At 65.6% G+C, this 11,794-nt stretch carries 16 protein-coding genes and 1 tRNA gene; 2 read left to right on the forward strand and 15 right to left on the reverse strand.

Features of this window, described 5'->3' with window-relative positions; all coding sequences use genetic code 11:
- Nucleotides 1-41 precede the first annotated feature (41 nt).
- A tRNA-Phe gene (locus VMD50_RS20355) sits at nucleotides 42-115 on the forward strand.
- A gap of 713 nt (nucleotides 116-828) precedes the next feature.
- Here the strand turns inward: VMD50_RS20355 and VMD50_RS20360 are convergent.
- The 7 genes from VMD50_RS20360 to VMD50_RS20390 form a co-directional block, all read right to left on the reverse strand.
- Nucleotides 829-1,143: an alkylmercury lyase gene (locus VMD50_RS20360; protein WP_325430110.1), complete on the reverse strand. Its 315-nt coding sequence runs from the start codon at nucleotides 1,141-1,143 to the stop codon at nucleotides 829-831.
- Entirely contained in the window at nucleotides 1,116-1,733 is a 618-nt protein-coding gene (merB, locus tag VMD50_RS20365; RefSeq protein WP_325430112.1) for an organomercurial lyase MerB, read from the reverse strand. The genes VMD50_RS20360 and merB overlap by 28 nt, the downstream gene beginning before the upstream one ends.
- A complete protein-coding gene (locus VMD50_RS20370; RefSeq protein WP_325430114.1) occupies nucleotides 1,730-2,146 on the reverse strand; it encodes a MerR family transcriptional regulator in 417 nt (138 codons plus the stop codon). Before VMD50_RS20370 ends, merB begins: the two co-directional genes overlap by 4 nt.
- 134 nt (nucleotides 2,147-2,280) lie before the next feature.
- Entirely contained in the window at nucleotides 2,281-2,985 is a 705-nt protein-coding gene (locus VMD50_RS20375; protein WP_325430116.1) for a cation diffusion facilitator family transporter, read from the reverse strand.
- Nucleotides 2,982-3,356, reverse strand: coding sequence for an ArsR/SmtB family transcription factor (locus VMD50_RS20380; protein WP_325430118.1), 375 nt, complete (start codon nucleotides 3,354-3,356; stop codon nucleotides 2,982-2,984). The genes VMD50_RS20375 and VMD50_RS20380 overlap by 4 nt, the downstream gene beginning before the upstream one ends.
- A 461-nt stretch (nucleotides 3,357-3,817) precedes the next feature.
- The gene (locus VMD50_RS20385) at nucleotides 3,818-4,078 is read right to left on the reverse strand and encodes a hypothetical protein (protein ID WP_325430120.1); all 261 of its coding nucleotides are present in this window, start codon (nucleotides 4,076-4,078) and stop codon (nucleotides 3,818-3,820) included.
- 114 nt (nucleotides 4,079-4,192) lie between these two features.
- Nucleotides 4,193-4,507: a DUF3349 domain-containing protein gene (locus VMD50_RS20390; RefSeq protein ID WP_325430122.1), complete on the reverse strand. Its 315-nt coding sequence runs from the start codon at nucleotides 4,505-4,507 to the stop codon at nucleotides 4,193-4,195.
- 170 nt (nucleotides 4,508-4,677) lie between these two features.
- Here VMD50_RS20390 and phoU point away from each other — a divergent pair, with 170 nt between their 5' ends.
- Nucleotides 4,678-5,328 carry a phosphate signaling complex protein PhoU gene (gene phoU / locus VMD50_RS20395; RefSeq protein WP_325430124.1) on the forward strand — a complete coding sequence of 217 codons (651 nt, stop codon included), beginning with the start codon at nucleotides 4,678-4,680 and terminating at the stop codon, nucleotides 5,326-5,328.
- 410 nt (nucleotides 5,329-5,738) lie between these two features.
- Here the strand turns inward: phoU and VMD50_RS20400 are convergent, their stop codons facing one another.
- The 8 genes from VMD50_RS20400 to VMD50_RS20435 form a co-directional block, all read right to left on the reverse strand.
- Nucleotides 5,739-6,767, reverse strand: a complete 1,029-nt coding sequence (locus VMD50_RS20400) for a CobW family GTP-binding protein (RefSeq protein ID WP_325430126.1) — start codon at nucleotides 6,765-6,767, stop codon at nucleotides 5,739-5,741.
- A 66-nt stretch (nucleotides 6,768-6,833) separates the two neighbouring features.
- Entirely contained in the window at nucleotides 6,834-7,151 is a 318-nt protein-coding gene (locus VMD50_RS20405) for an energy-coupling factor transporter transmembrane component T (protein WP_325430128.1), read from the reverse strand.
- Nucleotides 7,148-7,288 (reverse strand): hypothetical protein, encoded by a 141-nt coding sequence (locus VMD50_RS20410; protein ID WP_325430130.1) that lies wholly within the window; start codon nucleotides 7,286-7,288, stop codon nucleotides 7,148-7,150. Before VMD50_RS20410 ends, VMD50_RS20405 begins: the two co-directional genes overlap by 4 nt.
- A gap of 116 nt (nucleotides 7,289-7,404) precedes the next feature.
- Nucleotides 7,405-7,818 (reverse strand): Fur family transcriptional regulator, encoded by a 414-nt coding sequence (locus VMD50_RS20415; RefSeq protein WP_325430132.1) that lies wholly within the window; start codon nucleotides 7,816-7,818, stop codon nucleotides 7,405-7,407.
- A 25-nt stretch (nucleotides 7,819-7,843) separates the two neighbouring features.
- Nucleotides 7,844-8,734: a metal ABC transporter permease gene (locus VMD50_RS20420; RefSeq protein ID WP_325430134.1), complete on the reverse strand. Its 891-nt coding sequence runs from the start codon at nucleotides 8,732-8,734 to the stop codon at nucleotides 7,844-7,846.
- Complete coding sequence (locus VMD50_RS20425; RefSeq protein WP_325430136.1) at nucleotides 8,731-9,648, reverse strand: metal ABC transporter permease; 918 nt, start codon at nucleotides 9,646-9,648, stop codon at nucleotides 8,731-8,733. The genes VMD50_RS20420 and VMD50_RS20425 overlap by 4 nt, the downstream gene beginning before the upstream one ends.
- Nucleotides 9,645-10,529 carry a metal ABC transporter ATP-binding protein gene (locus VMD50_RS20430; RefSeq protein ID WP_325430138.1) on the reverse strand — a complete coding sequence of 295 codons (885 nt, stop codon included), beginning with the start codon at nucleotides 10,527-10,529 and terminating at the stop codon, nucleotides 9,645-9,647. The genes VMD50_RS20425 and VMD50_RS20430 overlap by 4 nt, the downstream gene beginning before the upstream one ends.
- Nucleotides 10,530-11,525: a metal ABC transporter solute-binding protein, Zn/Mn family gene (locus VMD50_RS20435; RefSeq protein ID WP_325430140.1), complete on the reverse strand. Its 996-nt coding sequence runs from the start codon at nucleotides 11,523-11,525 to the stop codon at nucleotides 10,530-10,532.
- Nucleotides 11,526-11,794: the final 269 nt, after the last annotated feature.

Consider the following 11,794-nt stretch of genomic DNA (forward strand, 5'->3'; position numbering starts at 1 on the left):
CCGTCAGGGTCGCCAGCGCGGCGAGGCACATGCTGCCTTCCGGCCAGGTAGCTCAGTCGGTATGAGCGTCCGCCTGAAAAGCGGAAGGTCGGCGGTTCGATCCCGCCCCTGGCCACTAGTTAATTTGCGCAGGTGAGAAGCGTATCAGAGTGTGAATGTGGCGCCGGCGAGGCGGCCATGCGGTCCTGCCATGGGGCCATATGGGGCCATATGGGGCCACGTTGGGGCCGCACGACCTGGCTGCTGTCTGGCGGAAGGTCAGCCAGCGAGTCAGACGCACGGCAATGCTGTCGAATTGCTCGTTGGCGTAGGTGTCGGCGGTCACCGTGATCCCCGCATGGCCCATCGCCCTCCGGCAACGGCAACGTCGTGGCGGCCCTCGCGGGATGGCACGGCTTGGCGGATGACTTCTTCGGCCTCGATCGCGGCGGGGGTGATGATCATGCCCATTAGCGCGGCGGGGAACGCGAAGTGGCGGATGATGCCGTTGGCGCCGTAGTTGTACTAGTTCGGCGCCGAGGGTGAGGACGGCGAGCCCAAATACGGTGAGGGCAACCGGTCGCCACCACCGCACCGGTTTGGCTGTCTCGTCGCGGATTTCATCGGTTTCGCCGAAAATTCGTGGTTTTTCGAGGTGTGCACTAAATACCAGATGCTGGTGAGCGAAATGCGGCCAGCAGGACGACACCGGCGGTGCGGGTGGTGGTTGTGCCGATTAACGCGAGACCGGCGAGCACGGGGGTGGCGGCTAGCAGCAGCAGAATCCCGCGGGGCAGGGTGACTTTCAGCGGGAACAGTACAGCGCCCAAGCCGAGGGCCTGATTGTGGTCATGGGAATTCCCCTCTCTTGCTCAGCCGCTCTTGGAGAGCGGCGACGATCTCTTCGGTGGTCGGCAGATCGAGACGGCAGCACGCGTGGGATGCCACTGGTTGGCCGGTAAGGACGTCGCGCCCGTCAATAAGCACGCTCGGCGATGGGTAGGTGCCGACGCGTTCCCGCACCGCCGCGTTGATCCCCGATCGGGCCAGGGCGAGGCGCAGCGCCGCGCGCACCCGCTCTACGAGTGGACAGTCGGGCACCGACAACAGTTGCACCTGGAGTGCGGTGGTGATGTTCACCAGCTGCTCGCAGTCGTTGCCCACCCCAGCTCCTGCAGGCGGTTGCGGGTGATCATGAACGCCTCGGCGACCGGCCAGATCTGCCCGGTCGGGTGCTCCCCGCGCCAGGGTTCGGCGGCCGCGGCATCCGCGAAGAAATGCCCGTGATCGCACACACTCGACCGGAAGTCGTCACACCCCTGGGTGGGAGAAACTTCTGAGAGCACAGGCGATTCCGGCGTGACGCTCTCGATGCCCTGCGGTGTGACGGTCAGCCGGATGGCGGTGCCGGTGGTCGGGCAGGTCGACCGCACCGCGACGGGCCGACCCAGCATCGCAGGCAGCATGAGCGTGTCCGCCGCGCACCAAGTGAACAGCTCGCGCCCGTCGACGCAGACCCGGTGGGTAGTCGGGGCCAGGCTGAGCCCAAGTCCGATCAGGTTGCCGCCGGCGTCCCAGTCCACCCGCGGAATGCCGCGCAGCGTCGCGGCCACCTTCTCCTCAGTCCAGCCGGCGCCAGCGGCCAAGCGCCGCAATGGAACCGGGACGCCCTCGGCAAGTAGGGCGATCGCCCGGGGAAGCAAGGCCATACGGTCGTCGCCGACCAGGATTTTCCACGATGCGTTATCGGTCATGACGGATCATCTCCCCGCTCAGGTGGGGCATCGAGCGTGCGTAACAGCGGGCAGTCACGGTGAGCGCGCGGCTGCTCGCAGGTGTCGACCAGCCGGCGCAGCGCTGCCCGCATCGCCATCAGGTGCCCGATCTTGCCGTCCAGGTCGGCGATCTTCGCCGTCGCCACCGCTCGTGCCTCGGTACACGGGTCGGGGCCGCCGGCCGCGAGCTCGAGCAGCGCCTCGACCTCGCTCAGCGTGAAGCCGAGCTCCTGGGCGTGTTTGACGAACCTCACGATCTGCACCGCGTCGGGACCATATGAGCGGTAGCCGGCGGCCGAGCGGTCCGCTGGCGGCAGAAGTCCGCGCCGCTCGTAATACCGCAACGTCGGGCGCTTGACGCCCGCGGCTTCCGCGAGTTGTGCTGTGCGCATGACCCGACGGTAAGCCCGGCACCATGGTGCAAGGTCAAGGGGGCGAGCCCGGGCCAAGATGAAAACGACGGTCTTACTGGTAACCCGTCATGATATGTCCAATGTTGCCGATTGCGGTTTGAAGCGATGGCCGGTTAGTGGGCGCAGCAGTCGTCGCCGCGCCAGGATTGGATGCCTTCCCAGACGGCAGCGGTGGCGATGCCCAGGCCGATGACCGGGTCGAGCCACCAGCCGCCGGGCCAGCGGGCGGTGATCGCGAGGCCGGTGAGGACTGCGGCAGCCTGGGCGGCGCACAGGTAATTTTGGGTGCCCTCGCCGGCGGTGGCGCTCGAGCCCAGCCATGTGCCGAGTGTGTGTTTGGCGCGGCCGAGGATCGGCATGGCGAGCAGCGCGATAGCTGTCAGCACAATGCCGATCACGCTGGGTTCGGCGCGGTGCTGGTCAAGCAGGTGATGGATGGATTCGACGGCGATGTAGGGAGCCAGCAGCCAAAACGACACCGCGACCCCGCATTGGGCACGCCGTTCGGCGGTCTCGGACAGGGTGCGCGAGCCGGTGAATCGCCAGATCACAATCACGCTGGCCAGGCCCTCGACCGCACTGCCCAGCGCCCACCCAGTCAGAGCGATCGAGCCGACGATCAGGCCCTGCCAGAGCCCGACCACACCCTCGGTGAACATCCAGACCAGGCTGGCCCAGCACAGCCACCGCGCCCACCGAGCTGCGCGATGCCACTGCGCGTCAGGTGCAGGCCGCCGGGACTGTGTGGACAGGGTCGCCTCGCAGGAGATGTGCTCATCAATCGCAGCGTGGTTGGTCGGGGAGTCGGCGCTGCTCATCGGGCGCTCAAGGCTGCGCGGTTACCGAGGCCGTAGTTCGGGCATAATGCCACCGCTTGTCCGGTGGCCTCCAAGACCGTCTCGGCGCGGGCGAGCACCTCGACCAGCGCCGGTTGACTCAGCCGGAACAAGGAGGCTCGCCCCACCGGATCGGACTCCACCAGGCCGCAGTCTCGAAGGCACGCAAGGTGTTTGGACACGGTGGACTGCGCCAACCCAACGGCCTCGACAAGGTCCACCACCCGCGCCGGACCCGCCGCCAACCGTCGCAGGATGGCCAATCGAGTCGGATCACCCAGGGAACGAAACAACGCCGCAGCCGGAGCCAGCTCCACCCGCGCCACTTCACCCGTCATCGCAGTCATCGCCATTTAGCGATGTTATCGCCGAGCCGCACTCGATGATGAGGCGGGCCATCATGTCGAGCTTGCTGTACGGGTCTTGCGGCGTTGGCGAGCCCCGGCCTTCCGCCACACGCCACCAGCTGCTCACTGAGAGTGGCTAGCTGCACCTGCTAGGCCGTGGCATCGCGTGCCCTGCGGCCGACCAAGGTCCAATGGATATCGGGATTCAACCAGTCGGCAAACGCGCAAGCACAGATCCCCCACGGGGGTGTCGGCCTAGTGCCCGGCGACGATTGCGACAGCGATCTCGGACATTGGCACATCGAGGACCGCCGAAATATGGGCTCGGGCAAGTGTTTCGACGTCGTCGTATTGGCGGGCGGAAACGTGCTCGCTGAGTTCGGGGATCGCGACTTTCCACCATGAACCGTGCCGTTTGACCGAGATGTCAAAGCAGCGTTCCGGCGCCGTGGTGGATGCTGGCGTGGCTACGCGGCCGAAGAACCTGCGTTCGAGGTGGGCGAGCAGTTGCTCGAGCTCGAATGTTCGAGCCGCTGTTTGGCAATCCACCGACGCACCCGGCGCGCTTGGTCGCCTCCGTCGTGATGCGTGTTAAGCGCGGCGTGATCGGTGGCGATCTGCTCTGCGAGCTCAGCCCATCGCTGCCTGAGGAGGGCCCGAAAATACTGCGCCTGACCTTTCTCGGCGGGCGCCACGAAGGCAAGCACATTGGTGGACGCGCTGCTCATTTCGTCCACGCTAGCCAACAGCATGCGTCACGGCCAGCCAGTCAAGACCAGGCCCACCACGCTGGGCGCAGCGATTCGAGCTAATTGGGAATGTTGGGCGCGAGGGTGGCGGGGTCAGCGATCTGGTGCTGGTGGGAATTCCTCGTTGATGGGCCAACCGCGAGTTTGCAGGTATTTCTTGACACGCTCGACCTCATCGGGTGAGGGCATTTGATCGGTGATCTTGGTGATCATGACTCTGATATCGGTTGCCGCGATGGGTAAGTCGCCATGCTCGATGAGCTGGGTAGCGATCTGTATCACCTCGTCGTCGGAGAGTCGCCGGCGCAGCAGTGCTAGCAACGCGAAGGTGTCGGTCGCGGGAACGCCCTGGGGGTAGCCGGCGCGCAGGAAATTCACGATCTTGGCGATGACGTCGGAGACAGGCATCGGCACCCCTTGCGCAACGGCGACTGTCGGTGCCTCGCGGGAAGTGGCACCGGCTCGCTGTCTAGCCAACCACACCCGACGGCCACCGGCAGCGGTGAGTGATCGCGGCGTCCCGGTGATGCAGGCCAATGCAGGTCAAACACCGTGCCGGCGACTAGGATCGACCCGGTATGCGCACCGCGTTCCATGAGCAGCTTGACGCCCTGACCACCACCATCGCCGACATGTGTGGCGTGGCCGGCCAGGCGATGCAGGATGCCACCCAGGCGCTGCTCGGCGCTGATGCGGCGCTGGCCGAACGCGTCATCGGTGGCCACGACGAGATGATGCTCAACGTTGTCCGCGCTGAACAGGACGCGTTCACCTTGCTGGCATTGCAGGCCCCGGTCGCAACTGATCTGCGCGTGGTCGTGGCCTCGCTGCGCAACGTCGCCGATGCCGACCGGATGGGCGCCCTGGCGATGCACGTGGCCAAAATCGTGCGCCGCCGCCACCCCGCCCACGCCATACCCGAGGAAGTGAACAGTTTCTTCGCCGACATGGGCCGCATCGCTGTCGATCTGGGCAACACCGCCAAAGACGTTGTGCTGGCCGGCGATCCAGGCAAGGCTGCCCAATTGGACCACGATGATGACGCCATGGACGACCTGCATCGCCAGCTGTTTCGTCTGCTGATGGACCCGGAATGGAAATACGGTGTCGCCGCCGCGGTTGACGTCACCTTGCTCGGCCGCTACTACGAGCGTTTCGCTGACCATGCCGTCGAGATCGGACGCCGAGTCATCTTCCAGGCCACAGGCACCCTCAACGACTTAATCTGAGCCAGGCCCGGCACCCAGCCAGGCCCTGCCGAAGCTGAGTGACTGAGCGCTGCGAATGTCTGGCTCTTCGTAATTGAGAATGCGGTAGACGGGTCTTGCCACGTAGCGCACGCGCATTCACGCCGTTTGCTCCTACTCAAAGCCTCCAGCGGAATCATGTATCCGCAGCCAAATACGCTAGGCAACAGGCGCTTCCAGTCGCCGCTCGTTGTACGACCTGCTGATAAGTTCTGAAAGTTACGCCGTGGGATGACGGTTACTTATGTCGCGCCGAGCCGGATGCGCTTGCCGTTTTGTGAACGAAATGTGGCGCGACTGCCGAGATGGCGTGAGACGCGACGCGATGGCTTCGACGGGCGATTGGTAGTCCGGTGGGGCTTGGACGACCGCAGGTGGGGATTGGAGCCGTATCAGATGCTGAGTCGGCCATACCATTGCAGGCGGCGGACATTGGCGGCTGGTGCGGGGCCGGCCCGCGGGCGCAGCGCAGCGTCGAGTCGGACACGCACCTCGTTGGTGTCGAGGTCGATCCCGATCGTGACCAGGCAGTTGGTTGGTACCGACAGTGTTGTACTCGCAATGTGAATCGAGGTCCCGACTAGATGGACCACATAGGTCCGAACCGATGCGCGATATTGCACCGCCACCGCCCCCTTGAGCCGGTACACCCCGGCGGGCGGTTCTTCGAGCAGGTCGACAAGCACGCTTGGGTCGATGCAACCGTTGCTGGTTACGGTGGCTGAGTCGGCATGCACGTGGTTGTGGTCGGGCGCAGGAACGTTTGTCATGGTGTCGATGAATAGTTCGCGCAATGAGAGTTGGCCTGATTCGTCGTGGGACCCGGCCACGTCGTAAAGCAGCGTGGGGTCGATCTGCGCGCCGATCGCTCCCACGACGATCGCATGTGGATTGCGTTCTCGCACGCGCTGTTTGACGCGCTCAAGTGCGGCGGGACGGTAGCGTTGGGGGAATTGGTCGAGTTTGCTGACGACGACAAGTGATGCCGCACCGTAGCGTGCGGGAGCCACACTGCTGACGTCAACGGTGTCGAAGTGTGTTGCGGCATCGATGACATCGACGAGGCCCCAGAAACGCACGCCATCGACCCCGCTGAAACGGATGATCCGGGCGATCGCAACCGGGTCGGCCAAACCGCTGGCTTCGACCATGATTGCGTCCAGTCTGAGCTGGGGATCAGCGAGTTTGCTTAGCGCATCGTCGAGCCCGCTGTCATCAGGCAAGCAGCAGATGCAGCCGCCGGCGATGGAGGCAGGTTCGTCAACCTGTCCGGTCACCAGCATGGCGTCGACAGTGAGCTCACCGAAGTCGTTGATAACCACGCCGCTTTGCGCTTGCGGACTACGAAGCACGTGGTTGAGGAGACTCGTCTTGCCAGCGCCGAGGTAGCCGGTCAACGCAATGATGGGGATCGCCTGCACGCTCGTCCTTCCGAATCCAGCGGCGCCGCCGCCACAAAAATAGGCTCGGCACGGCCTGGACTCACATTATCCGCCGAAAGATCGGCGCAGGGCTGCTGTGGAGCCCTGTCCACGCAGTAGTGCGGCGGCCGAAAGGTCTTCGGCGACACGCAGGCTCGATGCGATCAGCGGCACGGTGAAGTACTCGATGCTGCGGATCGGGTGGCGCAGCATTACGGATGTCCTACCGATTCCGCGCAAGCGCATCGCGTCGCGGATGGCGCGTGCGTCGGCGGTGATCGTGGGTAGGAACCGAGGCATGACGGCACCAGAGACCGCGATCGCCTGGGAAATGCGGGCGGCGCGCAGCGCGGCGGTGAATTCGGTCGGTGTCGTCGTAGTCACCAGGTGTGTGACGATCCGCCGACGGCGGTCAGCCGCAGCAGGTAGGTGGCGATGGTGCTGATTATGCCGATCGCCGGGTGTGGAATTGCTTGCGGGAGTGAGTAGGCCGCCACGGCGGCCGCCACGGGCAGCATCACTGCTGGGAAGTCTTTATCGTGGCTGACCCGGTGCTGGTGCGGGGGCCCGGGTTGCACACTGTGCGCAGCAAAATGGTCGACCTCATGTACCCCCCGTGGCGTAGGTACCGTCGCATTCAGATTTCGGTGCACCGTGGGCAGGTTCCGTAGAAGTCGATCTCGTGGGCGAGGTCGGTGTAGCGGTGCTGCCGGGCGAGTTGGCTTGTAAAGTCTTCAATTTCGCCGGCGGCGAAGCCGATCGCGCGCCCGCACCGTCGGCATAGTAGGTAGTGGCGATGCTCGGGCGTGGCGCGCAGCCGATAAAGTGTCTCACCGTCTTCGGCGCGCTGGGTTTCGCAGATTTTCATGTCGGCGAACGCGTGCAGGATCCGGTACACGGTCACCAGCCCGACCCGGACGCTGTGGCGTTGACCGAGATCGCGATGGAGTTGTTGGGCGCTACGGAAGCGGTCGGTGCGATTGAGCAGGTCGAGCACCGCTCGTTGCTGGGCAGTCATTCGGGTCTGGCGTAGCACCTGCGGCGCGGGCATCGTTGCGCTCCTAAGCTTTCCTGCGTTACGGCGCCGCCACTGCACGCCGTGGCGGGCGGCCTCGGGCGCTTGTCACGGCGACGAACAGGTAGATCGTGGCGGCGGTGCTCATGATGGTGAAGGTGGCCGGCGCCGCCGGAACGGCGTAGGCGATGGTGACGCCAATCCAGATCGCGGCCGTGGCCAACACCGCGGACAGCCAAAACCCGCGCCAGGGCCGGGTCGTCAGCCGTGCGGCGGCGGCGGCCGGCGCGGCGAGCAGGCCGAGCACGACAAGCGCGCCGATGATCTGGGTGGCCTCGGCGACGGTGACCCCGACAATGACCAGGAAAAGCATACCCAGCAGCCGGGTCGGCACGCCGGCGGCCTGAGCGACGGCCGGATCGATGGTGGCAAACAGCAGCGGTCGGGCGATTGCGATCAGCACGACGCCCAATCCGGCGGCGACCGTGACCGCCAGGGTCCTTGCCTGGTCATTGATCCCGAAGATGCTGCCGAACAAGACATTGACGTTGGCTGTGCCGTTGTTGCCGCTGCCGTGAGTGGTGTAGTAGGTCAAAAACAGCGCACCCAACCCGAGCATCCAGGAGAAAAACGAGCCGATCGCGACGTCGTCGGCGCCGCGACGGCTGATCACGCCCAGCGCGACTCCGGCCATGATGGTGGCGGCGAACAACCCCACGCGGGGGTCCAGCCCGGCCACCAGCGCCGCCATGGCGCCGGTGTAGGCGATGTGTCCTTGTGCATCGCCGACGAACACCTGGCCGCGCAACACGAGGAAGTAGCCGGCCAGACCGCACACCACCGCCACCGCGGTCCCGGCCACCAGCGCGTGGGTGACGAAGGGGTGGCCCAGCATGTTCGCGATGCCGGTCAGCGGCCCCGCCGCGCTAGCGCACCCGTCGATTATCGTCATGCCGCCACCGCGGGCGAGACCGGGGAGTGCCGTCGGCTGATACGCCCGAGGGTCCGCTCGACGCTCGTTCGGTAGCCGGCGGCCAGCAGGTAGATGCCGAACGCGAAACTGCTCACCCAGAACCCGATCGGATACGGCGAATAGAACGCGCAGCCGATACCGACCCAGGTCACGGCGACCGCGATGAGGACCGAGATCGCAATGCCCAGCGCGGGGCGGGCGGTGAAGTGGAAGGCGGCCGCGGGCGGGGCCACCAGAAGCGCGAATACTAAGAGGCTGCCGGTGATCTGGCTGGCACCGGCCGCGGCGGCGCCGAGCACCATCAGGAATATCCCGGCGACGAGTCGGACCGGGATGCCGTTGGCGGCGGCGGCATCGGGGTCGATCGAGGCCCACAGCAGTGGTCGCCCGATCGCGGCCAGTACGATCAGGCACACCAGTGCGGCGATGAGCAGCACGTGAAGCTGCTGGGAGCTGACCCCGGCGATGGTGCCGAACAGCAGGCTGGTCAACCCGGACAGGAATCCGTGATACAGGCTGACGAACAGGAACCCGGTAGCCAGTGCGAGGGCTTGAATCGTGCCGATCCCGGCGGACGCCTCAGTGAAGCCGCCCAGCCCGCCCGCCTGGGTCGGCGCGGGCAGCAGCGCGATCGCTGCCGCGGCGCCGATGCAGGCCGCGAAGTAGCCGTAGCCGGTGGCCACGCCGAGCCAGGCCGCTGCGGCGGCGCCGGGGAAGCCGACGACGGCCAGGGTGTGTCCGGCGAAGCTTTCCTTGCGCAGCACCATCACCCAGCCGACAACACCGGCGACGACGGCGACGACGGTGCCGGCGCGCAGCGCGGTGACCATAAACGGGTAGGCCCACATCTGCTGCACATCGGTGAGCAGATTCCAGGTCAGCTGCGGATTCACCCGGTCGCTCCGTCGACGTGCATGGCGGGAACATCGGGTTGCCCGACGACGAACAGGCGCCCGGCCCGGTCATGGAGCACTTCGATCGGGATGCCGTAGAGCGCGCTGAGCTGATCGGCGGTGATCACCTCCTTGGGCGTTCCGATCACGGCCGACCCGCGGGCGATGTAAATGATGCGATCAAGGTAGGGCAGGATCGGGTTCACGTCGTGGGCCGCCATGACCACCGCGACGCGTTCCCGGCGGCAGATGTCGCGCACCAGGGCGCTGATCCCGGCCTGGCTGGGTACGTCGAGACTCTCGAGCGGTTCGTCGAGCAACAGCAGTTCTGGCCGGCGAATCAGGGCCTGCGCGATGAGCAGCCGCTGCTGTTCACCACCGGAGCAGCGGCCGATCGGTCGCCGGGCGTAGTCGGTGGCGCCGACCACCTCGATCACGTGCTCGAGGCGTCGTCGCCGTTCGGCGAACCGTCGCGGGGCCAGCAGCCGGGTCAGCCACGGTACGGGTGTTCCCCAGCGGGCGCCGTCCAATCCCATTGAGACGACGTCGATCCCGCGGATCCGCACGCTGGCGTCGAACGCGCGCCGTTGCGGCAGGTACCCGATGCGGTTGTTGCGCCGGCCGGGGCGCGCGCCTAGCACCTCAACCGTGCCGTGCGACGGTGTCTGCCCGAGCAGCACCTTGAGCAGCGTCGACTTTCCGCAGCCGTTAGGGCCGAGCACGGCGACGAATTCCCCGGCGGCGATGTCGAGGGACACATCCGACCAGACGGTCGTCCCGCCCACCACGGCCGAGGCGCCGCGCATCCGGACCGCGACCTCGTCGGCAGCCGGCGCTGGGGCGGTCTGCTGGCTGGCGTGGCCGGGGACCGTGCTGGTCACCTACTTTCCTGTCGCGGTGTGCAGAGCGTCGGCCAGGCCAGACAGCTGGGTGGATTGCCAATCTTGAAACGACGCGTTGGCCGGCGACAGTGTCTCGGTCACGGTAGTGACTGGAATGCCCTGTTTCTTGGCCGCGTCGACCTGGGCCTGCACATCCGGGTTGCTGTTTTGGCTGTTCAACACGTACACCTTGATCGCCTTGGTGGCGATCTGCTGGTCGATGGTCGCCTTGTCGGCCGGCGATGGATCGGTGCCCTCACTGATCGCCTTGAGGAATTCCGGCGGCGTGATCAGGTTCAGTCCCAACGCGTCCGAGAGCGGGGAGAAGATCGATTCGCTGGCACCGACTGGTGTCCCGGCGTACTTGGCTTTGATGCTGGCGATCAAGCCGTGGTAGTTGGACAGGGCCTGGTTGAGGAACTGCTGGTTCTGCTGATCGAAATATCCCGAGTCATTCGGGTCCGCTTTCTTGTAGGCGGCGGTGATTGCGTTGGCCACCTTGGTGACCGAGTCGGGTGAATACCACTGGTGCGGGTTGCCGCCCTGGGCAACCCCGACGGTGTCGCCGACATTGACCACTATGTGCTGCGGATTCGGGTTGGACGCAAGCATTTTGTCAGCCCAGGCGTCGTAGCCGATGCCGTTTTCGACCACGATCTTCGCGTCGGCAACCTTGCGGGCATCAGCGGCCGATGGCTCATAGCTATGCGGGTCGGTGTCGGGGTTGGTGATGATGCTGGTCGCCTGCACCCGGTCACCGCCGAGCTGTGAGGCCATGCTGCCCCACGCGTTAATCGTCGCGACAACCGCGAGTTTGGGGCCGGCCCCCGTGCTGCTTGTGCCACTGGGTCCGGATTGTGGTGCGTTGTTGCTGCTACATCCAACCGCGCCCAGCACCGCGGCCGTGCCCACCGCGACCCACATCGCCGCCCTGCGCCGACCAGGTTTACCTTCCATCAAGGCTCTCCCAGCATCCTTATTGAAAATGGTTTTCATTAATTGTGTGGCGGAATTATAGCACGACAGTGCGCGGTTCGCACCCAGCGGCCCGGACCGCCCCCAAGCAGGAGGCACCGGCGATCCTCTTTGGGCAACCTGAAGTTTGGTGTCACTGACTTGGTGAAAAGTTCTACACGGCTGGTCGCAAATGTCGATGCTGGTGACCACAGGCTTACGTCCATGTGGGGTGCTACGCGGCGCATGGGTATGGAGTGGTGCGGGGCGTGCAAGGTAGGACACGCAGATGGCCTCCGCTAGGGGAAGGT

This window comes from Mycobacterium sp. (assembly GCF_035506235.1).
GTDB lineage: Bacteria > Actinomycetota > Actinomycetes > Mycobacteriales > Mycobacteriaceae > Mycobacterium.

Excerpts from the sequence above, each read along its gene's own strand:
- merB (WP_325430112.1), bottom strand. The coding sequence starts at position 1,733 with ATGACCGATAACGCATCGTGGAAAATCCTGGTCGGCGACGACCGTATG.
- VMD50_RS20370 (WP_325430114.1), bottom strand. The coding sequence starts at position 2,146 with ATGCGCACAGCACAACTCGCGGAAGCCGCGGGCGTCAAGCGCCCGACG.
- VMD50_RS20375 (WP_325430116.1), bottom strand. The coding sequence starts at position 2,985 with ATGAGCAGCGCCGACTCCCCGACCAACCACGCTGCGATTGATGAGCAC.
- VMD50_RS20380 (WP_325430118.1), bottom strand. The coding sequence starts at position 3,356 with ATGGCGATGACTGCGATGACGGGTGAAGTGGCGCGGGTGGAGCTGGCT.
- VMD50_RS20385 (WP_325430120.1), bottom strand. The coding sequence starts at position 4,078 with ATGAGCAGCGCGTCCACCAATGTGCTTGCCTTCGTGGCGCCCGCCGAG.
- VMD50_RS20390 (WP_325430122.1), bottom strand. The coding sequence starts at position 4,507 with ATGCCTGTCTCCGACGTCATCGCCAAGATCGTGAATTTCCTGCGCGCC.
- phoU (WP_325430124.1), top strand. The coding sequence starts at position 4,678 with ATGCGCACCGCGTTCCATGAGCAGCTTGACGCCCTGACCACCACCATC.
- VMD50_RS20415 (WP_325430132.1), bottom strand. The coding sequence starts at position 7,818 with ATGCCCGCGCCGCAGGTGCTACGCCAGACCCGAATGACTGCCCAGCAA.
- VMD50_RS20420 (WP_325430134.1), bottom strand. The coding sequence starts at position 8,734 with ATGACGATAATCGACGGGTGCGCTAGCGCGGCGGGGCCGCTGACCGGC.
- VMD50_RS20435 (WP_325430140.1), bottom strand. The coding sequence starts at position 11,525 with ATGAAAACCATTTTCAATAAGGATGCTGGGAGAGCCTTGATGGAAGGT.